This window comes from Terriglobales bacterium (assembly GCA_035487355.1).
Classification (GTDB): Bacteria; Acidobacteriota; Terriglobia; order Terriglobales; family Acidobacteriaceae; genus QIAW01.
In genome coordinates this window covers 78318-100942 of sequence record DATHMF010000025.1, presented here as the reverse complement: position 1 = coordinate 100942, position 22625 = coordinate 78318, and the positions used below count along the sequence as shown (strand labels likewise).

Annotated in this window: 19 protein-coding genes; 3 read left to right on the top strand and 16 right to left on the bottom strand. The window is 54.9% G+C overall.

The features are described from left to right. Positions 1 to 29: 29 nt before the first annotated feature. The 14 genes from VK738_05625 to VK738_05560 form a co-directional block, all read right to left on the bottom strand. Complete coding sequence (locus VK738_05625; protein ID HTD22110.1) at positions 30 to 1133, bottom strand: FtsX-like permease family protein; 1104 nt, start codon at positions 1131 to 1133, stop codon at positions 30 to 32. Next, positions 1130 to 2149 carry a hypothetical protein gene (locus VK738_05620; protein HTD22109.1) on the bottom strand — a complete coding sequence of 340 codons (1020 nt, stop codon included), beginning with the start codon at positions 2147 to 2149 and terminating at the stop codon, positions 1130 to 1132. Before VK738_05620 ends, VK738_05625 begins: the two co-directional genes overlap by 4 nt. Before the next feature lie 117 nt (positions 2150 to 2266). Beyond that, positions 2267 to 2635 carry a VOC family protein gene (locus VK738_05615; protein HTD22108.1) on the bottom strand — a complete coding sequence of 123 codons (369 nt, stop codon included), beginning with the start codon at positions 2633 to 2635 and terminating at the stop codon, positions 2267 to 2269. Positions 2636 to 2652: 17 nt separating this feature from the next. Continuing rightward, complete coding sequence (gene mltG / locus VK738_05610; GenBank protein HTD22107.1) at positions 2653 to 3651, bottom strand: endolytic transglycosylase MltG; 999 nt, start codon at positions 3649 to 3651, stop codon at positions 2653 to 2655. Positions 3652 to 3885: 234 nt separating this feature from the next. Next, positions 3886 to 4353, bottom strand: coding sequence for a Holliday junction resolvase RuvX (gene ruvX / locus VK738_05605; protein HTD22106.1), 468 nt, complete (start codon positions 4351 to 4353; stop codon positions 3886 to 3888). 194 nt (positions 4354 to 4547) lie between these two features. Beyond that, the gene (locus VK738_05600; protein HTD22105.1) at positions 4548 to 6269 is read right to left on the bottom strand and encodes a protein kinase; all 1722 of its coding nucleotides are present in this window, start codon (positions 6267 to 6269) and stop codon (positions 4548 to 4550) included. Between the two features lie 88 nt (positions 6270 to 6357). Then, a complete protein-coding gene (locus VK738_05595; GenBank protein HTD22104.1) occupies positions 6358 to 7401 on the bottom strand; it encodes a hypothetical protein in 1044 nt (347 codons plus the stop codon). Positions 7402 to 7420: 19 nt separating this feature from the next. Then, positions 7421 to 8374, bottom strand: a complete 954-nt coding sequence (locus VK738_05590) for a helix-turn-helix domain-containing GNAT family N-acetyltransferase (GenBank protein HTD22103.1) — start codon at positions 8372 to 8374, stop codon at positions 7421 to 7423. Between the two features lie 256 nt (positions 8375 to 8630). Beyond that, positions 8631 to 9479, bottom strand: coding sequence for an HAD-IB family phosphatase (locus tag VK738_05585; protein HTD22102.1), 849 nt, complete (start codon positions 9477 to 9479; stop codon positions 8631 to 8633). Positions 9480 to 9716: 237 nt separating this feature from the next. Then, entirely contained in the window at positions 9717 to 10790 is a 1074-nt protein-coding gene (locus VK738_05580) for a hypothetical protein (protein HTD22101.1), read from the bottom strand. A gap of 902 nt (positions 10791 to 11692) precedes the next feature. Beyond that, the gene (locus tag VK738_05575) at positions 11693 to 11878 is read right to left on the bottom strand and encodes a hypothetical protein (GenBank protein ID HTD22100.1); all 186 of its coding nucleotides are present in this window, start codon (positions 11876 to 11878) and stop codon (positions 11693 to 11695) included. Positions 11879 to 12283: 405 nt separating this feature from the next. After that, positions 12284 to 12988, bottom strand: coding sequence for a nucleotidyltransferase domain-containing protein (locus tag VK738_05570; GenBank protein ID HTD22099.1), 705 nt, complete (start codon positions 12986 to 12988; stop codon positions 12284 to 12286). 191 nt (positions 12989 to 13179) lie between these two features. Beyond that, positions 13180 to 13713 (bottom strand): hypothetical protein, encoded by a 534-nt coding sequence (locus VK738_05565; GenBank protein HTD22098.1) that lies wholly within the window; start codon positions 13711 to 13713, stop codon positions 13180 to 13182. 96 nt (positions 13714 to 13809) lie between these two features. Next, positions 13810 to 14982, bottom strand: coding sequence for a pyridoxal phosphate-dependent aminotransferase (locus VK738_05560; protein HTD22097.1), 1173 nt, complete (start codon positions 14980 to 14982; stop codon positions 13810 to 13812). A 224-nt stretch (positions 14983 to 15206) separates the two neighbouring features. Here VK738_05560 and VK738_05555 point away from each other — a divergent pair, with 224 nt between their 5' ends. Continuing rightward, entirely contained in the window at positions 15207 to 15734 is a 528-nt protein-coding gene (locus tag VK738_05555; GenBank protein HTD22096.1) for a DUF2059 domain-containing protein, read from the top strand. A 530-nt stretch (positions 15735 to 16264) separates the two neighbouring features. On the opposite strand, the gene VK738_05550 is transcribed toward VK738_05555, so the two are convergent. Beyond that, complete coding sequence (locus VK738_05550) at positions 16265 to 17065, bottom strand: zinc ribbon domain-containing protein (protein HTD22095.1); 801 nt, start codon at positions 17063 to 17065, stop codon at positions 16265 to 16267. A 161-nt stretch (positions 17066 to 17226) separates the two neighbouring features. Between VK738_05550 and VK738_05545 the strand changes: the two genes are divergently transcribed. Then, on the top strand, positions 17227 to 17403 hold the full coding sequence (locus VK738_05545) for a hypothetical protein (protein HTD22094.1): 177 nt from the start codon (positions 17227 to 17229) through the stop codon (positions 17401 to 17403). A gap of 470 nt (positions 17404 to 17873) precedes the next feature. On the opposite strand, the gene VK738_05540 is transcribed toward VK738_05545, so the two are convergent. Beyond that, the gene (locus VK738_05540; protein HTD22093.1) at positions 17874 to 20123 is read right to left on the bottom strand and encodes an ATPase, T2SS/T4P/T4SS family; all 2250 of its coding nucleotides are present in this window, start codon (positions 20121 to 20123) and stop codon (positions 17874 to 17876) included. A 262-nt stretch (positions 20124 to 20385) separates the two neighbouring features. Here VK738_05540 and VK738_05535 point away from each other — a divergent pair, with 262 nt between their 5' ends. Next, positions 20386 to 22422, top strand: coding sequence for an HD domain-containing phosphohydrolase (locus VK738_05535; protein ID HTD22092.1), 2037 nt, complete (start codon positions 20386 to 20388; stop codon positions 22420 to 22422). Positions 22423 to 22625: the final 203 nt, after the last annotated feature.

The following is a 22625-nucleotide window of genomic DNA, read 5'->3' as shown; positions in this document are numbered from 1 at the left end:
CGGATTTTAAAAATCCAGACTCCCCACCACTATTCGTAGGCCAGGGCATCAATAGGATCTTTCTGCGCGGCCTTAAAGGCAGGATAAATAGCGCCCAGAAGCGCGCCCACCAGCGCAATCACGACTGCGTTGAGAATCCATTGCCCGGTCAACTCGACACGAATCGTGGGAAAGTGCTGCACCAGCCCGCGCTGCGCTATGGCACTAATCAACACTCCGAGCACAATTCCTGCGATAGACAATAAAGCTGTTTCGCGCAGCACCACGTTCATGATGTAAGCCTTGGAAGCGCCCAAGGACTTCAGAATGCCAATCTCGCGGGTGCGCTCCATCACCGCGGTATACATGGCCTGGAAAATGACAATGAAGCCAATCACGACCGCGACCCCGACCACCACCTGAATAAAAATCCCTAGTCCGGGAACTTTGTCGGGCGTCATCAAGGTCAGCCATTCCCTCATGGTGCGGACCGTGTACTGTTGCATGCCGTCAATACCCTTGATTTCATCCGCCACCAGCTGCGCGTTGTCGGGATCATCAGCTTTTACGTAGAAGATGGAAGCTTTGCCCTGGGCGCCCAACAGGTCCTGCAAAGCCGTAAGCTGAAAAAACTTGCGGGCTCCGCGCCCGTGCTCGACGATGCCGCTCACGGTAAAGGTGTGGTTCAGGAGTTCCATCTTGGAACCGACGTGAAGCTTTTTGTAGTCGGCAAAAAAATCATCCACCAGAATTTCATCAGGCTTCTGAAACGGGCGCCCTTCCAGGTAATGAAGCGGCCCGCCCACATCCTCGAAGCTTTTGAGATCAATTCCATAAAGAACTTCTACCGTCCCCGCCGTATTGAATTGAGTAATGATCGGGGTAACGGCTTTGACATGCTTGAGGGCGCGGATCTTGTCGGCAACTCCGACCGGAACCGGCGCGCTCGACAACAACCCCAGGCCGGAAGCTCCCGGCGGTTGCACCATCACGTCCGCGCCAATGCCCTCCTGACGGCGCTTGGAGTCATTCAGCATGCCCAGCGAGAGTCCGACGATCACCAGAATCAGGGTGACCTCCATCGCGATCGCAGTAATACTGATCAGCGAGCGAATAGGCCGGTGCACAAGGTTGGAAATAATCAGCTTGTTCATTGCTTGTCGTCCTGACTGTGGTCAGGCGAGGCGGAAGGGGGATCCGCGTTCTGAACGCCTGGCCCATAAGATTGTGGTGTCTTCGGTTTTTTCTGGCGCACCTGCGGTTGCGGAATCTGTAAACGTTGGCTCTCCGGCAGGTCGAGCCTTACCAGCTCCGAACCTTGAGGCTGGGGCAACTGAAACTGCTCATCGGCGAGCGGCTCGTTAAACTTGGCCTTCACCACCTCTAAAATAATGTCGTATTCCTCTTGCGGGCGGTTGATGCCGATCTTCGAGGGGAACTGGATGCCGTTGTAGTTGCCGTAGGCTTCGTAGCGTGCGTCCGTGGCTACGTTGCCGGCCTTGTCATAAATGATTTGACGATTGGGCAGCAGGTCTTCGCGGTTGAAGATGATCTTGCGGGAAAGATGCCAACCGTCGCCGTTTTTAATGATAACGTCAATGGTGTAGTCGGGTTCCTCGACCGGTTTTTTGCTCTTGGGCTCGAGCACAGGTTCCCAGGTGTTTTCCAGCACGGCGATTTCATTCTGCGGATCAATCTCACGCAACAAAAGAGCATCGAAGATCGCCTGCGGACGCAAATTTTCCAGCGCGCTATGGCCAGCATGAATCGTGTCATTGCGGCCCACGATGAATTTGTTCTTGGGCGGGATCGAGAGTGAAAAATTGACCCCATCACTCACCATGTCAAACATGCGGTTGCGAATCACCGGCGCCAATCCGATCATGCGCAACATGGATGGCTTGCGCACCAGGACATAACCGCTGATATCGGTGTATTCCGTGACCTGGCCCTTCTTGCTTCCGCCCACCGCGGGAGAGATATCCACCGTAGCATTGAGGCTTTGGACCTGGTTCGCTTCCTTGTTGATGAATTCGATGAGTTGGTCCTTGGTCGCCTCTTGAAGGTGGGCCGTGCTGATGCGCTGCTCCACCCGGTGCGAACGAAAAACACAGCCGGCCATCGGCAGCAGGATAACAGCCATGACCATCAAACGAAGAAAGCGGCTCATTGTGGACCTAACACCCATCGCTCAAAATTATGCTGGGACAATTCTTTAGTATAAATGAGACGCATTTTATTCATTTTGGGCAGCCTAAATTGTAAAGATACTTTATTTTTTGAACTCTCATTTCAACTGTAGGAACTCCAGGCGGTTCCCAAATGGATCATTTACATAAAAACGTTCTGCATCTGGCAGGTTATCGTCTTCAATCACCGTGATGCCTGCGTTCCGTAAACGCAACCGCAAGTCAGAGAGATTGTGCACGCGGATGGCGGGGTGCGCTTTTTTCGCCGGTGAAAAGTCGGCCTCGATACCAACGTGCAGTTGCTGCGCCCCACACTGGAACCATATCCCGCCGCGTGCACGCAGGGATACCGGCTTGGGCACCTCCGTCATGCCCAGTGCGTCAGCAAAAAAATTGCGCGCCTGCACCTCGCTTCCGGGCGGAGCGGCAATTTGCACGTGGTCAATTCCAATAAAGTTATGCGGCAAGGTACTTTCTTTTAATTTTAATGATTCTGTTGGGAATTGGCGACGGCGTGACGATAGGCGGCCACATTGCGGTCGTGCTCACGCGCGGTGCGCGCAAAACGGCTGTGCCCGTTGTTGTCGCTGACGAAATAAAGATAGTCGGTCTCGGCGGGATGCAGGGCCGCTGCCAGCGCCGCGCTCCCCGGACTGGCAATGGGGCCGGGCGGCAATCCGGCGTATTTGTAGGTGTTGTATGGTGAGTCGAACTGCAAGTCGGATTTGTAAATCGTGCCGCGATAACGGCTGGCCAGAATCGAACCGTAAATCACCGTTGGGTCAGCCGCGAAGACGATGCCGCGCGCGAGCCGGTTGTAATAAACACTGGCCACCAGCGGCCGCTCTTCCGGCGCCGGAGTTTCCTTTTCCACGATGGAGGCCATGGTAACAATGCGGTGGTAATCGGAGTTCAGCCCGAGCGTCTGGGCCTCCTGGCGGAAGCGGTGAACCATGGCAGCTGCCATATCCTGCATGGATTGCGTGCGAGTAAAGTGGTAGGTATCGGGAAACAGGTAGCCCTCAAGCGAATGCGCCTGAGGATCAAGGTCGTAAATCAATGCGTTGTTCTGCGCAACCTTGATGAAGTCTTCTTTTTTCCCTAGTCCGGCTTCTTGAATGGCCGAGGCGATGTCCCAGATGTTGTAGCCCTCAGGAATCGTGACCTCACGTATGTAGATATCGCCACGCACCAGGCGGTCAAAAACTTCCAAAGCGTTCGCAGGATGGTCGAACAGGTACTCGCCTGCCTTCAGCGGCTGTGGCCGCCAGTAGTGCAGCAGCCAAAACGCCTGCCAATTGCGGATCACGCCCGCTGCCTGCAGGTCTTTGGCGATGCGCCGCGTGGAAGAGCCAGGATGCAGTTGCACGAAGTTGGGATCACTCGAACCCACAGGCGCAAGCAGGGCGTAGGTAAAATACCCCGCGACCATCACGAGGATAAGGAGCAGGAGGGCAAGTAGTTTGAAGAAAGCCTTGATCATCAATCAGTCCTCAGTCCCTGGTCCTCAGTCCTCAGTTCTAAAGGGTCAGTTCGCAGCTTTAAGTCCACCAGTCTGCGACTTGTTGAAGCCCTATGTAGAGAATTTTATCCATTGTATTCGATGCGATACCTATGGAAATGAATTGGATGAAGATAGACGTATCAGATTGCAAACGAAAGTGCTAAGCCAGATGTTCATGGGACAAGACCATCTAGCTTATGGATTCAATCGCTTTCAGGAGCTCTCTTCTGCAGGCCTTGTAGCCGCTGAAGATTCTCGACTTTCTAGAAACGACTGCAAAATCAGCACTGCCGCCAGGCGATCAACGACTTCGGCGCGTCGGCGGATGCTCATTTCAGTCTCGCGCAGCAGGCGATTGGCCTGGGTGGAGGTCAGGCGCTCATCCCACAGATGTACGGGCAGGTGGAAGCGCTGGCGCAGCTCTTCGGCGAATTCAGAGACGCGCTGGGATTGCGGACTTGTATCTCCGCTCATGTACAGCGGATATCCCACAACGATCTCGCGGACTTCGTACTCGGTAATCACGTTTTGTAATTGCGTGAAGTCGGTGCGCTTGTTCTTGCGGCGGAGCGTCTCCAGGCCCTGAGCTGTGATTCCCAAAGGATCGCTCACAGCCATCCCAATGGTTTTGGAACCAACATCCATGGCCAAGATACGGCCCGCAAGTGGGAAACCAGACATTGGCTTCGATTATAGGTGCTTGGGTTAGGATCACAAGTTCTTCAGAAAAGAGCTCGTCGAGGATAAACGCGGTTTCCAGGCTTCAGAAAAAGTCAGAGCATTCTTAAAAAGCGGGAGAGAAAACGCAATGGCTTTGCCTTTCTTTTGTGTCCTTTGTGTGTATCCTTCGTGTCCTTCGTGGTTAAGCTTTTCTGTCAATTACAGCCGGGCGTAGAAACTGTGTTAGCCCCGGGGACCGACATGATGAAGCAGTTCCCTTCCGAAGCTGCGACGGAGCCGCGTCCATCACGCCAGCGATAACCGGTGTCGCCGCCCGACTGCTGGCCGCCGCGGAAAGCGGACGCCATATTGGCAATGGGGGTCGGATTGCCTTCCAGACCAAAATTCCCGCTTGTGCCATCGAGCCACCAGCGGCCCTGATAGACGGCGCCGAAGGCCTGCTGTATATATTGCGCCTCTACGAGGTTAATCTCACGTCCATTAATAAAGACGCCGGTGTTGCCGTTCGAAGCGTTTTCCGCAAGCATGCCAAAGTCGTGACCGGGGCGGATGAAGCCGGCGGCTTCGTGTCCCCACAAGCCCCACAGGCCGCTGCGAGTGTCATACCAGTATTGACCCGGTGGAGCAATCGCGCCATAGGTCGCCCTGAGCTCCTGTACCTGCTCGGAGGTCAGTTGCGAGCCATTGATATAAATACCGCTAGCTGTCGCATCCGGCAGAACGGCTGATCCGCTGGATATCGGCTGTGGGGTTGCGCCAGGAATTGGAGTCATGGCACCGGAGGGAGTAGGTGATGGAGAAGCTGTGGGCGCTGCGAGATTATTTGTGGCAGCTTGGGATGGGCTGGCGTCCCATACAAATCCACCCGTTTGTCTTTCGTACAGCTTGACCCCTAATACACCGACTGCAATTGCCAATACTACAAATGCCGCAAGCAGGAACCGGTTTAGACCACGCCGCGGCTTGGATGCCGCCTGGGGCTGAACAGGTATGGCGACCGGGATGGGTTGGGATAGGCTGAGTTGAGCTTGTACGGCCACTTTTTGTGACTCGGTATCGCGCTTCAGGCGCTTCAAGTCTCTCCGCAAGTCAGCCATGGATTGGTAACGCATGTCACAATCCTTTTCCATGGCCTTATCAATGATTCTTTCCAAATCGGCGGGCAAGGCCGGATTGACTTGTGTAGCTGGAAGTGGCTTGCGCTGCAATATGCCCACGATGATGACGGCGGCATTGTCCGCGGGAAAAGGCAAGGCCCCGGTCGCCATCTCGTACAAGACCGAGCCGAAGGAAAAAATGTCGGAGCGGGCGTCCAGTGCCTTGCCCTGGGCTTGCTCGGGTGACATATACGCGACCGTTCCCCAGGTTGCGCCGGTCACGGTGAGATGCTGTTCTTTTTCGTGGCCGTAGGCGAAGGTAGGATCGGCGCCGCTCGGTCCTTTTCCATCATTGACTCGCTTGGCCAGGCCAAAATCCACGATCTTGATTTGCCCCTGTTCGGTAACGAAAATGTTGGCCGGCTTGATATCGCGATGGATAATGCCGCGCTCGTGCGCCGCCTGCAGACCGTCGGAGATTTGCAAGGCCATATCTAGCAGGGACTCGAAGTTCAGATGCGCGCCCAGCAATCGCTGCTTGAGCGTGCCTCCCTGCAGCAACTCCATGGAGATGAAATGCTGTCCTTCAAAATCATCTACTGCATAGACGATGCAGATGTTGGGATGATTGAGCGCAGAGGCGGCGCGGGCTTCCCGCTGGAAGCGCTCCACGTTGCGTGGATCGTGCGCCATATCTTCTGCCAGAAACTTCAGGGCGACATAGCGGCTGAGTTTAAGGTCCTCAGCCTTGTACACGACTCCCATACCGCCGTCGCCGATCCGCTCCAAAATGCGGTAGTGAGAAACAGTGCGGCTCATGATGAAATTTCTCTCGTGGCGCAATGGTAGGCTGCGATACGGCAAAAATCAAGCGCAGCGTGTGTGCGCCGTGCATGCCGTTTTCTCACTATTTGCGGTCAACGGTTACGACGCCGTTGCTGAATTTCTGCAAGGAATCGGACTTCAGATAGGCCCGCGCGGCAGGGTCGTCTTTCAAATATGCGTTCCAAAAGACAAACGAACCTAATTTGATGTAGTTGAAAATCTGCTTTTGTGCCCCGAACACGGCGAGGTTTCCCGTGAACGACATGTGGGTAGCGCCGTCAATGAAAACGTAGTACTTCTCGGGAGATGCCGCGCGCTCGAAGGGCTCTTTGCGCCAGCCAAGCGCCTGTTTTTTGAGGCCACGGTCGAGCGATCCGGTCATGACCATCATCGGCAAAGTGAAATTTTTCCAGGAGTCATGGGTCAATCCCATCTCGCCCGATCCCTGGGGCGACATCATAAGAATGGCCTTCACGCGCTTATCCGCCAGACTCAGCGCCTCTGTCTTCCCCGGCAGAACAATGGTTGCGCCACCAATGGCCTGTGCGGTATAGGCGCCGTAGGAGTGTCCGCCCACGCCAATGCGGGTTGCATCCAGCTTATTTTTGAGATGCGGGAGCTTGCGCTCCAGTTCGCCGAAAGAATCAATCACGAAAGAAATATCGCGCGGCCGGTCTTGCCACGCTTGCACATCGCTGACCGCTTCTTCCGCGTTCTGCAACAACCCGCCGGGATGCTTGCCTTGCGTCCGCTGCAACGCGATGGAATCAACGTGCGTCGGTTGTATGACCACATATCCGTAGCTGGCCCAGTAACGCGTTAGCCCCTGGTAGCCGTCTTTCGAGCCGCCCGCGCCGTGAGAAAAGATGATGACCGGAAGCGATCCGCTGCCAGACGCTACCGGATACAGCACATTGAGCGGCAAGTGTTTTTTGCGTTTGGCGTCGTGCAGAATGACGTCACTGACAAGCGATACTTGGTAAGGCCCGTCGGCGAGCATGGCAGCGGAAGTATCGGAAGCTGCGTTTGTTTGTGCTGTGGCCTGAGCTGCAGCAGACTGCGCAAAAATTATGCTAACTGCTATCCCAAAAAGTAAAAGTGGATGGTGGCGGAAAGAAAGTTCCATGGCTGAAGTGTATTCGAAATCACAACTCCATCTCCCAGGTTTCTCCTGTCAGGTCATAACCAAAGCTGTTGTGCCGCTCTTTGCGCGCCAGGCGGAAGCCGGCTTTTTTGTAGATGTGCCGGGCGGCATGGAGGACGCTTTGCGTCCAGAGCGTAATCTTTCGATAGCCTGCCTGGCGGGCAAAGCGCACACATTCGCTCACCAGGCGGGCGCCAATGCCCAGTCCCCGCGCCGAAGGTTCAACCAGCAGCAGGCGCAGCTTGGCTACAGTCTTCGACTGTTTGACCAGGAAGACGGAGCCTACGATCTCATCATCTTTCTCGGCGATCCAGCAGCGCTCCCGCCTGGAGTCGTAGTGCTGAATAAACTCGGCGACGATGCCAGCGACCAGGGCCTCAAAGCGTTCGTCCCATCCGTACTCCTGGGCGTAGAGCACGCCGTGGCGGTGCACGACCCATCCCATATCGCCGGGCTGATGAGGCCGAAGGATATAAGGCGTCTTCGTTTTAGGCTGGGCTTCCGGTTGAAGCTCGGACCGGGCGCTAAGCAATCCGCTGATGGTATGCATTGCGCTGATCAGTTGGTTTTGTTCGGGAGCAGAGAGGGCCTTCAACAGGGCGCCAATCTCTTGTTGCGCACGTTCATTCAACGGAGCAAAGGCTTGCTGCCCCTGCTCGGTCAGCAACAGCAGGCTTTGCCGGCCATCGGCTTCTGAGGCTTTCTTCTCGATCAGTCCGCGCTTTTCGAAGTCGCTTAACGTGCGGCTCAAGTAGCCCGCGTCCAAACCCAAATCCTTGGCCAGTTCGGCGGCTGTAGGCTGATCGCGATGGGCAAGCTCGTAGAGGACGCGCACCTGGACGAGAGAAAACGGACTGTGCAGCAGGCCTTCCTCTAAAACACCGATCTTCTGGGTATAAAAGCGGTTGAAGCGACGGACGGATTCAATATGCTGATCGAAATTGGCTTCTGGCATAGGGCATTTTTTCCAGGATGAGTGCTATTGTCAATAACTTAATTGATTTTGTCAACTATATTGCCCTGAACAAGGGCTATATTCGGCTGAGAAGCTGGAAAATGGGTGAGCGTGGAGTGAGCGCCGGACAGCGCGAACGGAACGCGAGGGCGTAGCAGCCTGGTTTTGGCTGCGGAGCCCTTAGATAAAAAGAGGCAACCAGAATTTGCATCTGGTTGCCTGTAAGAGTCAACGGAGGAAAAATCGAAGAAACTTTTTAGTCGGCGCCTATGCTTTCAATCCTGCCTAAATTTTTTTCCGAAAGGCCGGCATGCCGGATGGTCAGCCAATCGGTGCGGACCTTGTCCCATCCCTGGATCAGGAAGCCTTGCGATTTGAAGAAATCGCGGATCCGGGTCCGGTTCCAGCCGATCAGCAGTTCCAGAATGGGAACCGCGACCGCGACTGCATTGGTGCTGAGGACAGTACGCCGTGCAATCTGCGCCACATGCGTGCTCTCCGAGACGGCGATGGTAAATCCATCGCGGGCATTCACATGCAGCATGACGTGAATGTCGGAGCTCCCATCGCCGACGTAGATAATATGGTCGGGGCCAATCTCCAGCCTGCTCTGGAGCTGATCGAGCACTGCCACCTTGCCGTAACCCGCCACGGCACGAACAATGCGTTCGATCTCGCCGGCACTGTTGTATTCAAACTCGGTGCCGAAGATATGGTCGGGAGGCACAATTCCTTCCAGTGCGGAACGAATCACCTCTACAGGCGCTGCTGACAGCACGTAGAAGTCGAAGTGATACCCTTCAATGCCTCCCTTGAGCAACTCGTACAGCAGATGAATATCCTGCTTCAGCCGGATGCGCCGCCCTACCTCGTGCAGATGCTCCTTGCGGACGCGCGAGCGGAACTCGGGATCATGCAGCAACAAGTAAGCCAATTCAGCACCCTGCTGCACCAGGTTGAGTCCGGCCATCCCTATGGCTTTACGTTCAAACTCCTCCAAGGGAATACCCAGTAATTCACTCAGAACATACCCGGAATCATTGAAGCTCAGGGTCTGATCGAAGTCACTTGCGAAGATATATTTTTTTAAAAAAGCTTCCGACATAAGACATTAGATTTCTTTCCCGCAGAAAAGGCCAATAGAAAATAATTCTGCGTAGCATTTAAAACTCTGTGTGCAACCAGCACTTTTTAAATTCTGACCGTCGCGCGATTGATCTGCGGCCCGGCTCGTTAGCCACAATCAATTCAAAGCGTTCCCGTTATAGGAAAAAGCCCCAACGAACAACGGTTGGGGCCAGTTCCTAACGATCCATAAGAGGACAGCATGCAAAACGACTGCTTAATTGAACGACTCGCAGGTATCTTCCTCTTCATCGTCATGATCTCGATCCGGGGTCGCCACAAAAGTCATTCCTCGCGGATTCTTGAGGCCGGTGACAATCGGCGTAAGCTGGCCAAACTCCAGATCGAGGCGCCCGACAAGTCCCACCGTTCCATTTGCAATTCCAGCCGAGTAAGCCGCTCCCGGAACAAACGAGTGTTTGTGAATGGCGTAGACAGTATCGGCATTCAGATCAGACACCAGAATGAACCCATCGGATGCTGTGGCAAAGATGGTGTCATCCACCTTGGTTGATCCGAACGGTGAGGTCAGCGGAACGCGAAGAGCGTTCTGGCTGGCGGTATCGGGATGGCGGACGATTACCAGTTCAGCATCGTCTTGGCTATCGAGAACAATGTCACCTGCCGGATCGGTAATCATGGAGTCCGGATCCTGCAAATTCAAGGTCACGGGGGATTCGGTCAGAATGTCGGTTGCCGTTGCATCGCCTGCAAAGACCGGCGTCACCGTTACGGAGCTGCCACTGAGTTCGACGCGCACGATCGCAGGCGCGTTGTTGGGATTGCCGGCAGGATTGGAAGCGCTCATATATATCTTTCCGTGCCGGAAGACGATATCGTCGTAGCCCCCGCCATTCAGTGTGGGAGGAAATGAATATTGTTTCTGCTCTAAGGTTTTAGCATTGATGGTCACCAGCGAGGGATTACCATCCTCGTTCTGCAGGGCCCAAAGCAGCTTGGTCCTGGGATCAACTTTGAGGCCATCGTTATGCCCAGGAACTGAAAATGTACGGACAACACTGCCGTTCATCCTGTATTCAACAATGGTGCTGGATTTGCCATCGGTTCCATCTTTGGCGACTCCGTTCCCATATCCAATAAAGATGTGCCCATTGAGAACCGCAATCGAATCGGGCTGGGTGTAAACGCCCGCCACCGAATGCGCAAAAACTTGCAAGTGGTAAGGGGGCTGGACTTCGATGGACTGCGCTTTAGCGAATACTGTGACAACTAAAGCAGCGAAAAAGGCTATGAGGGGAAGGCCCTTAAGCGGGAATTGCTTTGCGTTCATAAATAATCCTCCGAATTTTGTCGAGATTTCGTGGCGTGAATTTCAGACTAGCCTCGAAAGGTTAAGGGCCGATTAAGGAATGATGAATTCCTGATGTATCGCGGGTAATCAAACGGGGTACTCGACATGCTGATGGTGGAGAGCAGCTTACACACAATGATTCCCGGGTGGGATTTCTTGCTCGGATGGGAGAGCAATTTTAAAATTACATCAATTCCTAAAATGAAATTTTATCTAAAGGGATTCGCTCGGTTACGCTCAGGGTTCGACGCTGCGCCTTCGCCGGACGCGTGCGCACCACACGCACGCGTCGTTAATCTAAGGGCTCCGCAACGCTGCACTTCGTTTCGCTGCTGCGCCCTCGCGCTGCGCTCGCGCGGTCCGGCGCTCGCTTCGCGCTCACCCGGTCTTATGAAACCGACAGCCAAAAATGAGATTACTAGCCTTCGCCGGACGCGTGCGCACCACACACACGCGCCCGGTTAGGTCGTTCATAGGAGGGCTCCGCAGCCAAAACAAGGCTGCTGTGCCCTTGCCGGACACGAGCGCACAACAGCGCTCGCGTCCGGCTCACCCACTCCCGCCCTTCCCCGGTAAACGAGAGGGGGCAACGGCTCTGTTAGATATTGACGGCGGCAATCGGCGAGGTTGCGAGCGGGTATCCCCATGCAATTCTTAAAGACATGAGAATCCACACCGCTGCAATTTCGCGACTCCTCCGGTACTGGAACAGAGACTCTGAAGTTTAGTCTGCGTTCGGATGAATAGTGTTGTGGAAGCTTCAAGCGTTTCAGGCGAAGCGCTGGTTGCTGTTCATTGTGGACCCTTGACTGGTGATAGTCCGGAGAAAACCTGAAACGAAGAGGTTACATGCTTTAAGGATAAGCGACGGGCAAAATTGCCTAGTTTTCATCCATGGGCATTGAAGAGCCGGTGTACTGCTCGGCACGCAGCTCAATCATGCGCTCGATGACGTGGAACGGCATCTTTCCGAAAAGCAGCACTTCAACAATACGGACCGGTTGGGCGCATCCCCCACAGTAGCCTTGATCATCAATGCGTTGCGTGTTGCATTCACAAAAATCCATGCGGAAACTCCTGTTTTTTTGCTCCTGTTGCTGCAACAAGAACATTTCTTATCAGCTACAACGATAAAATGTCACCGTCCCCTTTGATCTTTAAGTAGCGGCGGCAGTCGCAACTACATCCTGTTTTTGCTTCTCCAGGCTTCGTATACCCTCTTACGACTCCATACATATATAAGTGACCAAAAATGTCGAACCATTACACATTAAAACTGGTATTTTTTAGGGCAAACGAGACAAAAAATGTCCTTTTCCGACAAAGACCGCCTCAGGTTGCCGTTGTTAGGATTCCTCATGTAAAGCGAGGTTTCATTCCTCACGTTGCATCGTGGTTGCAAGCGGCAGTATGCCTGATACTGCCGCTTGTTTTATTTGATGCAGTAACTTGGATTGAGGGCTAGGATTTGGCTATCCCGTCCAAAAAGACCGGTACACGTTGGCCAGGATACGATTGATTTGCTCCTGATCAACTTCTTCCGCCAGCGGTGAATCTTGCTGCTGCTGATTACATCTCTGTTTTAATTCTTCATACTGCCGAACGATCTGCTCCAGCGTGTACTTTCCCTTCCGAATGGCGATCAAATGCCCGGCATGGGGATTAGGAAATGTCATGCCGCCGTCGCGGAGCAGGTCGAGCGCCTCATACATCAGGCGGATACCGTGCATGGCAGCCTTGGTATCGAAGCCGTATTTTTCCAGCAGCTCAGGGCGGAACTGCTTGCGCGCACGCTTGCCGGTCAGGCGGTCGAATTGTGCATCGGCGTAACCGATGAATTTGCGCAGATGCGAACGGGCCAAAAAATTCCCACGGTGTTGGGTAACGTATTCCCACCAGGGATTGGCCCCGAGCTCATTTTCGACAAACAAAAAATGCAGGATGGTAGGGTTGCCGCTGGCGGCCAGCCGCGCGAACTTGGTCAGAGAATACATCACCAGATCAATATCGTCGCGGGTGTTCTTGCGCGTACTGTCGGAAGTGGACCAGACATGGTGTTCAACCGGATGCAGGCCCAGCTTCATCTGCGGCGGCTCGAGGTAGACGGCGTAATAATCGTGATCGTCGCTTCCCACCGATGCGCCGTGCATTACCGAGCCACCTTCAAAAGCCAGAATGATACTGTTTTCCGGGTACGGATAACCGGATTGACGAACGGCGCTGCGAAAACGTTCCAGGAGCGCAGGCTCAGACTTTTTGGGGCGGGTTTCGGCACAGCAAAAATTGTATATGCAAATTGGCTAATCACCGCGGAGGCGCGGAGACGCGGAGAAAAATGTTAATTTTCGGTTTGTGGTTAAGCTTTTGTTTAGGCGGCGTGCAACTGATCGAGGCGCTGACGAGCAGCGGCCGTATGTTTGGCGAAGATGCGCACGGCCAAGGCAAAAAGCATGATCGCGGCCAGCGGTGCATAGATCCACGGGTTTCTTGGAAGCCCGATGCTGAAGGCCAGCGTGAAAGCTGCCCATAAAATGTAGGAGCTGACAGTTTGCATCTTTGCATCACGCATCTCGGGGTTCTTCCGGCGTAAAAAGGCCATCCCCGCCAGGTAGTAAATCAGCACATAACCCAGGCCGCCTCCAATCAAGACCACCAGACCTGACCTTGAGAAAAACTGGGCGGGCCTGAGGGAGACCAGAGCCATCACCCCGCCTAAGTGAAGGGTATGGGAAAACGCAAAGAGTAACGTGAAGCGGTGCCGGTTGCTGGCCATCCACCGAGTAAAAGACGAAGGCCAAAGCAGCGCCAGCGCAGGCACGGCTAGCGATGCCGCCAGAAAAATCCCCGAGAAGCGCGCCGTCACGCGCAACCACAACATGACGCCGTCTAAGTCCCAATGCATAGCGTTTCCGATCCTCCGCGCCTCCGCGGTAAATTTCCCATCGGCGAGTTTATCAGCGTTAGTCTGCAGCGAAAATTACCTTTGTGTCCTTTGTGGTTAAGCTTTTACTCTAACGGCGCGCAACTGCTCCAGTCGCCGGCAGGCATCGTGCAAGTCGGAATCGTTCTTGGCGAAGCAGAAACGCAGCAGGTTTGTTCCTGTGCCGCCGTTGTAGAAAGAATCTCCGGGAACGGCGGCCACACCAGTCTCGGCGAGCAGGTACATTGCTTTTTCCTTGCTCGTTTTTCCCGGCAAGGCGGAGGCATCAGCCAAAACGTAATACGCTCCCTGCGGAATGTTGGGCTTTAGCCCTGCGGCTTCCAGCGACTTGCACAGCAGATCGCGCTTCACCGTGTACTCGGTGGTGAGAGAGCTGTAGAACTCCGGGCTCAACTCTTCCAGGCCGGCGGTCACGCCGTGCTGAAACGGCGATGGCGCACAGATATAAGCCAGATCGTGGAAGTAGCCGATCGCGTGCGCCCAGCGGCGGTCGCAGATGGCGTATCCGATGCGCCAGCCGGTGATACTGAAGGTCTTGGAGAATCCCGAAATGGTAATACAGCGCTCGGCCATGCCGGGGAGTGTTGCCGGGCTGATGTGCTTGCGTCCATCGTAGAGAAAGTATTCGTAGATCTCGTCGGTGAAGATGAACAGGTCGCGCTCGCGGGCAATGGCGGTGATCCATGCCAGCTCTTCTGCCGTGAAAACTTTGCCCGAAGGATTGGCCGGCGAGTTGACCACGATGGCGCGCGTCTTGGAAGTAATGGCTTGCTCGAGCGCTGCGCGGGAAAAGCTCCAATCGGGCGGCGTGAGCGTCACATACACCGGCACCGCGTGCATGGCCATGAGGGTGTGCACGTGATATCCGTAGTAGGGCTCGAAGACGATAACTTCATCGCCAGGATTGAGCAGCGATAGGCAGGCACAGTAGAAAGCCCCGGTCGAGCCGGTGGTGACAACAATCTCATGCTCAGGATCGGCCTCCAGTTGGTTGTAGTCGCGCATCTTGCGCGCGATGGCGCGGCGCAGATTGGCGATGCCGTCGAGCCGGGTGTAGGAATTGAATCCGCCCTCGATGGCGGCCTCGGCGCCACGGCGCACCGGCAGCGGAACTTCGGTATCGCAGATGCCCTGCGCCAGATTCACGCCTCCGGCCTTCTCGCATTCAACCGACATAATGCGGATTTCCGATTGGGCGATGTGCGAGGCGAGTTGGCTGAGTCTGGGCATTTAGTTATTTAACCACAAAGGACACAAAGGAAAAACAAAGAGCAAAGGAACACCAAAGGGGATTTCGTTTGAGATTTAATGCCCTGGTCGCACTGGTCTGCATCGAAATCTCTTGGGTATTCTTTTTTAGTATTTCTGATGGTTGCCACACATGGCGGGGTTACAATTCTCACGGCATCGGAATGAGCATTGAGACGTCTAAAACCTGGCCAAGAGGAGGATTTATGACATGCAAGGGATGGAAATTTGGAGTCATAACTATGGTTCTGCTGGGAGTCGCGGCAATAGCTGAAGCCCAAACATCAGGCGGCAGCACAATCAACCAGCTTGCTCCTGAAGATCGCGCGTCCGTGATTGGGCTCATGCACACCTTCATGCCGCCGGCAACCTTTGAAGGCCTGATGCAGCAGGTGCGCGAAGAGATGTTCACGCAAGTCAACGACTTCGCCAGACGCCAAAACAAATCCCTGCCCTCGGATGCTTCGGAAAGAATGCAGCGCGCGGTGAGGAACTCGGTGTCGTACGAGGAGATTGTGATCTTGACCGCCGAAGCCTACATGAAACACTTCAGTCCGGATGAGATCCGCCAGATTGCCTATTTCTACAACACACCGGTGGGAAGAAAGCTGGCGCGGGTGCAGCCCGAGATCATGGGCGACATCATGCCGAAAATCACGAACAATATTAACGCCCGTGTCCTCGAGGCCATGCGGAAAGAAGGCCTGGTGGTGCAGACCGCTTCCAGTCAGTAGGGGAAGCGGTTGAACCACAAAGGACACAATGTTTAAACACAAAGGACACAAAGGGAAACGCCAACAAGAGCTTGCCATTATGTCGCTTTAACTATTACCGTGCGTCCTATTTCGCTATTCCGTTTGCATCTTGTCATGTTGAGCACGGGACCTGCTGGGGTAGGTTGAAACGGGAATGAACAAGTAGCACGAGACTGAATAGGCACAGCAAGTGTCGAGTGGCGACGGTATATACCAACTGTCATCCCGAGCGGAGCGCCGCAAAACGCGGAGCACAACCAATCGGCACGGCGCGGAGAGAGGGACCCCGACACTGCTTCCGACTGAATTGCGATGTCAGGGAGTTCTACCCAAAAAGTGGCACTCAAGATTGACGCTGTAACTGGCTTAAACAGTTCATTGATTCTATCGGACTTAACGGTTTGTTCACTGGGAGCACCGTTTTTTGGCGCGAAGAGCCTGCCGAAGGGATCTTGCGTTTTCTCATCGGGGCGATGCTGTTTGTTACATACAGAAAAATCTAAATAGGTCTAGAACCCTGGCGATTGCACTTGCACTCCCATTCCTGGAACGGAAGGGGTTTTAAGGCGAGCCAGAAATTCCGGATGCGCCCCCTTAAACTTGGAGCAATCTTCGCCGATGTAAGTGGGCCGCAGGACGTAAGAGAACCACAGCGCAACCATCCCGCCAACGAACATCACGAACCCAAGCAGGAAAGCAATGGCCGGTGCGCTGTCTCCTGGCAGATAGATACTGGCCGCGACAGACAGAGGAAGGAAGCCCAACAGCAGAATGACGCCGACCCACAGAGTTGTGAGTCGGGTCGAATTATGATGGTCGCAGATGGGCACCATAAGCTGCACTCGCTTGCGCACGATCAGGGCCACAATCACATAAATCAACGGACTGAAAAAGGCCAGTATATACAGCAGCGGATTGTGCCAAGAGAAATTCTTGTTTAACCAGGGCTCTTTGGGAATGCCTCCACATTTTATGCAGCTTGCCGGCAGCGTGGCGTTGCGTGGCACCACCAGAATTTTGCCTTCACAGTAGGCATCGGGATAGGCGAGCATTGTGGGCGCAGCAAATCCCGAGGCCACGGCCGGCGCGGAAACGTAATTGGTATTGTCGAACCGGCAATTCGGGCAGACTTTGGTCTTGGGATATAGTTCAGCTCCGCACTTGATGCAGAACAAAGGCTTGTTCTGAGGCACCGCAGTCGGAGCGTAAACCCCCGCCGACGGGAGCGTGTAGGTGGCGTTATCAAGGCCGCAATTGGAACAGAACTTACTGCCGGCCAGTAACTGACTGCCGCATTTGACGCAGAACATTGGCCTTACCTCTCAAATCCGGGTGGGGGGAAGGCAAGCATATATGGAGTTTGCACAAGAAGGCAATCGGATTTGTCCTATGGACAGCATGGGATGAGTCCAATGCCGTAACCCAGGCGGTGATGAGAAACAGCAAGACTTAAAGAATAAGGAGAATAAATATGTCTTTCGAGGAAGCTCTGCAGATCGCTTCAAGGGACGAGGGATTCAAAGCTACGGTTTATGCAATGAATACCTTGTTGATTCACAAGAGAATTTACACACGAGCTGAATTTGAAACTGTGTTTGTGGAGTGGGTCGAGAAAGAACTCAGACGCAATGGTTATCCGGCCTTTTGATATCATTTTGATATCAAACCCTTCATTTTTCAGTAATTGTAGGTCATCATTGTCCCTGGAAGTGTACCCAGCATTCAAGAATGCGGGGCTCGTGCCGGGTGAGTGCGAAGCGAGCGTCGGATGAGCGCGAGCGCAGCGCGAGGGCGCAGCAGCCTGGTTTTGGCTGCGGAGCCCTTAGATGAAAGCTCTTTGAAAATTCGCAAAAGTTGTACTCGGGACAGGTCCTCGGTACTCCGAAACGGTCTCACGGATGATTATCTATTCAGTAAATACCGGATTGGCTTTGCAAGTGTCGCACCCCGATAGCGGTTTCCCCAATGAATACGAGGCCATCATGCTGTTTCAGGACGTTTTGACCACTTGCAGCAAGTGAAGGCTGAGGGGAACATAGAGATGGCTCGGCAGGGATAATTAAAAGGTAAAGGGCGGCCTGCGTTGAAGCCTTCCGAAAGAGCGCTTTCAGTCCAAAGCTATTCTTGCACGCTGACAACCTGCAGCACTTCCTCGACCGACGTATCTCCATTCAGTAGCAGGATGGCGGAGTATTTCTTCAGGTCCAGCATGCCCTGGGCCAGGGCGATTTTGTGAACGTCCTCGGTGAGGGCGTTTCTGGCGACCAGTTGGCGCAGTTCGGCATTCATCTTCATGACTTCATAAATGCCAATGCGGCCTTTGACGCCCTTGCCGTTGCACTCGCCGCAGCCGCGTCCCTTCCATAACACCGATTTGGGACGCAGGCCCATATACTCGCAGGTCTGATCGTCGGCTTCGTATTGCTCACGGCAGGTCTTGCACAGGCGCCGGGCCAGGCGCTGCGCCATCACTCCGATGGTGGAAGAAGAGATCAGGAACGGCTCCACATCCATCTCGCCCAGGCGGGTGAAGGCCCCGGCGGCGCTGTTGGTGTGCAGGGTGGTGAAAACCAGATGGCCGGTGAGGGCGGCTTCGACGGCAATGTGCGCGGTCTCTTTGTCGCGGGTTTCACCGACCAGGATCACATCCGGGTCCTGGCGCAGGAAGGAGCGCAGCACACGGGCGAAATCGAGGCCGATGTCTTTGTGTACCTGGATTTGGTTGACGCCGGCCAAGTCGTACTCGATGGGATCTTCGGCGGTAGAGATGTTAATACCCGGGTCGTTGATCTCAGCCAGCGCGGAATAGAGCGTGGTCGTCTTGCCCGAGCCGGTCGGCCCGGTTACATACATGATGCCGTAGGGCTGGTTGATGAGCTCGCGCACCAGCTTGAGCGTGGGCTCGTGACTGATGACTTTATCGAGCCCCAGCGCGGTGTTGGACTTATCGAGGATGCGCATGCAGACCTTCTCGCCCCACTTGCCGGGCACGGTGGAGACGCGAAAATCTATGGGCTTGCCTTCCATGTTGACGCTGATGCGGCCATCCTGGGGCAGGCGCTTTTCCGAGATATCGAGCTTGCTCAAAATCTTCAGGCGCGAGATCAGGCCGAGCTGCACTTTCTTGGGCAGGTTCTGCACCGTCTGCAGCACACCGTCAATGCGGTAGCGGATGATCACGTTGGCTTCCATGGGCTCAATGTGAATATCGCTTGCGCCCTTCTTGATGGCCAGCCCGAGAATCGAGTTTCCCAGGCGGATGATGGGCGCATCTTCGGAAGCGTTCATGAGCTCCTGCTTGCTGTCGCCCATGGTCGGGCCGGCGTCATCGGTCAACTGCAGGTCGCGAATCAGATCTGACTGCAACAGGTCCACCATCTCGGCGGAAGACTTGATGACGGTTTGCGTCTTATCGCCTGCGGACGCCGGCTTTTCTTTCTGCATCAGCTCGGCGTAGGTGGTGTTCATGAACTTGCGGTAGTCCTCTTCGGTGGTCACCACCGGCTCGATCATGACTCCTTTGATGATGCGGCGCACGTCGTCAAGAGCAAGAATGTTATTGGGGTTCACCATGGCCAGGGTAAGGCGGTTGTTGGCGAAGGCCACGGGAATCATCTTGTGCTGCTGGATCATGCTCTGCGGAATCAGCCCGAGCACGCGCACATCAAAGTTCATCTTGCTCAGGTTGATGTACTCGATGCCTACCTGCTGGCTGGCGCTCTCGACGCGCTCGGCCAGAATGGTGGTCAGCGCCAGACCGATCTTGGGATACTGCAACAGCAGCTCCTGAAAATCTTTCTGCTCGAGCACGGCGCAGGTGGTGGGTTCAGTGCAGGTCACCGTGGCCGTGCGCGGTTTGCCGGTCAGCAACGACATTTCTCCAAAGTTCTGGCCCGGACCCATCTCCGAGAGCAGGAAATCAATATTGGTGTTCGGGTCTTTCTTACGGATTTCAACATGGCCCGAGATAATGAAAAACATAGAGCTGCCGGGCGCTCCTTCGCGAACGATGGTGGTGTTGGGCGGGAAGTCGCGGCGGCGCATGCGCTTCACCACGTGCTGGCAGTCAGCAAAAGAGAGTCCGCTGAAGAGCTTGACGCGCTGCAAAAAATGGCCGCTCTCGACAGGCCTAACGGCACCGAGAGGTCCGAGCGGAGGCTTGGAGATGGGCGGTGAAGTGGGCACGTCAGTTGATCCAGAACCAGGGCCAAGCGGAGCTCTAAAGAAACCGGTCACAGTCGGGACTGGGGGAAGAGTTGTATCTGGCTCTGCAGGAGCGGCAGGCTTGTTGTTGCCTTGACCCGAAGCAGCAGAGGAAGGGCTGGTCAGGTCTGGAAATTGCCGCTTGGGTGTTAAAGGGGTTGGCATGGTCGTCGCACGTCTCCGTTGAAGTGCCCGGAAAACCTTCGGCCGGTGCAGTCCATTTAGTGCGGCCCGGCGCACATTCCCGGTTTTCCACGCATTACCTGGGGGAGGGGTTCAGTATATACCAAAATGACAACAGTAAGGAGTAGCAGTCCTGCTACTCCGGCACAGCGACTTTTGTTATAGTTGACCTCTCCCCCGCGGTAGGCGGTCCGCCACTTCCCGGTAAACCGCTGAGTGCACGACTGTTTGCGTGTAAAGTTTGATGACTACTGCGACTGCAAAACTCTCGGCTCCGCCGCGTGCACCCGTGCGCGGTCTGCCCCTGCTGGTAACTTTTGAGCAAGATGATGTGGTCAACAAGGCTTTAGGAGGCGTGCTCCGCTATCGGCGCACTTACTTCAGCGACCTGGGGAACTATCCTGCTGACGTAGACCGTGTGCTCATCACCTCTTCTGAACGGCTGCTGCAAGAGCTCGGCCGCAACCTGCACGCACCCAACATACGCATCCTGGGACTCAGCGAGGACCGTTTCAAAGATTTTCGTCTGGATGGATTGATCTACGCCTACCTGATTCCAGGCACGCCGATTGCTCTGATCGAACGCATGGTAGATAACGCGCTCGACCATATACACCTGGTAGCCAGCCGGCAGGAGGTCAATGCGCGGCTGGCGTTTGCCACACGTGAGATCCACGAGTTGAATGAGATTGGCGCGGCGCTGAGCGCCGAGCACGACACCGGCAAATTGCTGGATATGATCCTCACGAAATGCCGCGAGATCACCAGCAGCGATGCCGGCTCGCTCTATGTCGTGGAAGAAGACGAGCAGGACAGCAAAAAGCTGCAACTGAAGAGCGTTGGCGACGAGCCGGTGGTGCGCGACGCAGAGGGCCTCATGCACATGCGCTTCAAGCTGGCGCAGAATGATTCCGTCTCGCTGCCCTTCCGTGAAGTTACGATGGAGATCAACGAGAAATCCATCGCGGGTTATGTGGCGCTTACCGGATTGCCGGTCAATATTGAAGACGCCTATCACCTGCCCAGCGGCGTTCCCTACACCATTAACCGCAAGTTCGATGAAGATTCCGGATACCGCACTAAGTCCATTCTCGCCGTGCCCATGAAAAACCAGAAGGGCGATGTGGTGGGCGTGGTGCAGCTTATCAATGCCAAGCGCGACTTCAAGAGCAAGCTGGTCTCCGTCGCAGCGGTGACCGACCAGGTAGTTTCCTTTACGGTGCGCCAGCAGGAAATTGTGGCCTCGCTGGCCAGCCAGGCCGCCGTGGCCTACGAGAACAGCCAGTTATACCAGGCCATCCAGCAGTTGTTTGAAGGCTTTGTGCGCGCCTCGGTTGTGGCCATTGAATCACGCGACCCCACCACCTCAGGCCACTCCTTCCGCGTGGCCAACCTGACGGTCGCCCTGGCAGAAGCCGTGGACCGCGCTGACAACGGTCCGTACGAGAGCATTCGCTTTTCCCGCAGCGAGATGAAAGAGATCCGTTATGCCTCGCTGCTGCATGACTTCGGCAAGGTTGGGGTGCGCGAAGAGGTGCTGGTCAAGGCGAAGAAGCTCTATCCCGCGCAGCTCGATGTCATCCGGCAGCGCTTCCAGTTCGTCAAGCGCAGCATGGAGACCGAGGCCCTACGCTCGCGCCTCAATTATGTGCTGGAAAAAGGGCGCGAGGAGTATCTGCAAAAGCAGCCGGCTTTCGACCAGGAGCTTGCAGCGCAGCTGGTCGAAATGGACAAGTGGTTCCAGCTTATTCTTACCGCCGATGAGCCGACCATTCTTGCCGACGGCAGCTTTGAAACCTTGAATGAGATTGCTACGCGCCATTACAAGGACTACGAAAATGCGGCGTCTCCGCTGCTCACCGAGCATGAGGTGCGGCTGCTTTCCATCCGCAAAGGATCGCTGGACGACGCCGAGCGTCTGCAGATTGAGTCGCACGTCATCCATACCTTCAACTTCCTGCAACAGATCCCGTGGACGAAAGAGATCCGCAGCGTTCCCGAGATTGCCCGCCGGCACCACGAAAAGCTGAACGGCAAAGGATATCCTTATAAGCTCAGCGCGCCCGAGATCCCGGTGCAGACGCGCATCATGACCATCTCCGATATCTACGACGCACTCTGCGCCGTGGACCGTCCTTACAAGAAAGCCGTCAATCTCGAGCGGGCGCTGGAAATCCTGGGCTTCGCGGTCAAAGACGGCGAAATTGATGCCGGGCTCTTCCAGTTGTTCAAAGAAGCCAAAGTGTTTGAGCGCTGGAAGATTGAACCGTTTCCGTACTAAGAAGTTACCGGTTGCCAGTTTTTAAGAGTTAAAAGCTAAGGGCTAAAAGCTAAGAGCTTCTTCGAGACATGTTGCTTTCTGGGCTCCCTCTGGCCGAAATCCTTGTCAGGATTGGACTTTTCGCGTTTATAATGACACCCACTTTGACGGCTTAAGCGGTCTCCCCCATTGTTGGTAAATGCCGTAGCAACAGAAACATAAGC

What these genes read in the sequence shown, in the direction of transcription:
- VK738_05625 (HTD22110.1), bottom strand. Translation starts at nt 1,133, where the DNA reads ATGAACAAGCTGATTATTTCCAACCTTGTGCACCGGCCTATTCGCTCG.
- VK738_05620 (HTD22109.1), bottom strand. Translation starts at nt 2,149, where the DNA reads ATGAGCCGCTTTCTTCGTTTGATGGTCATGGCTGTTATCCTGCTGCCG.
- mltG (HTD22107.1), bottom strand. Translation starts at nt 3,651, where the DNA reads ATGATCAAGGCTTTCTTCAAACTACTTGCCCTCCTGCTCCTTATCCTC.
- ruvX (HTD22106.1), bottom strand. Translation starts at nt 4,353, where the DNA reads ATGTCTGGTTTCCCACTTGCGGGCCGTATCTTGGCCATGGATGTTGGT.
- VK738_05600 (HTD22105.1), bottom strand. Translation starts at nt 6,269, where the DNA reads ATGAGCCGCACTGTTTCTCACTACCGCATTTTGGAGCGGATCGGCGAC.
- VK738_05595 (HTD22104.1), bottom strand. Translation starts at nt 7,401, where the DNA reads ATGGAACTTTCTTTCCGCCACCATCCACTTTTACTTTTTGGGATAGCA.
- VK738_05590 (HTD22103.1), bottom strand. Translation starts at nt 8,374, where the DNA reads ATGCCAGAAGCCAATTTCGATCAGCATATTGAATCCGTCCGTCGCTTC.
- VK738_05585 (HTD22102.1), bottom strand. Translation starts at nt 9,479, where the DNA reads ATGTCGGAAGCTTTTTTAAAAAAATATATCTTCGCAAGTGACTTCGAT.
- VK738_05580 (HTD22101.1), bottom strand. Translation starts at nt 10,790, where the DNA reads ATGAACGCAAAGCAATTCCCGCTTAAGGGCCTTCCCCTCATAGCCTTT.
- VK738_05575 (HTD22100.1), bottom strand. Translation starts at nt 11,878, where the DNA reads ATGGATTTTTGTGAATGCAACACGCAACGCATTGATGATCAAGGCTAC.
- VK738_05565 (HTD22098.1), bottom strand. Translation starts at nt 13,713, where the DNA reads ATGCATTGGGACTTAGACGGCGTCATGTTGTGGTTGCGCGTGACGGCG.
- VK738_05560 (HTD22097.1), bottom strand. Translation starts at nt 14,982, where the DNA reads ATGCCCAGACTCAGCCAACTCGCCTCGCACATCGCCCAATCGGAAATC.
- VK738_05555 (HTD22096.1), top strand. Translation starts at nt 15,207, where the DNA reads ATGACATGCAAGGGATGGAAATTTGGAGTCATAACTATGGTTCTGCTG.
- VK738_05550 (HTD22095.1), bottom strand. Translation starts at nt 17,065, where the DNA reads ATGTTCTGCGTCAAATGCGGCAGTCAGTTACTGGCCGGCAGTAAGTTC.
- VK738_05545 (HTD22094.1), top strand. Translation starts at nt 17,227, where the DNA reads ATGTCTTTCGAGGAAGCTCTGCAGATCGCTTCAAGGGACGAGGGATTC.
- VK738_05540 (HTD22093.1), bottom strand. Translation starts at nt 20,123, where the DNA reads ATGCCAACCCCTTTAACACCCAAGCGGCAATTTCCAGACCTGACCAGC.
- VK738_05535 (HTD22092.1), top strand. Translation starts at nt 20,386, where the DNA reads ATGACTACTGCGACTGCAAAACTCTCGGCTCCGCCGCGTGCACCCGTG.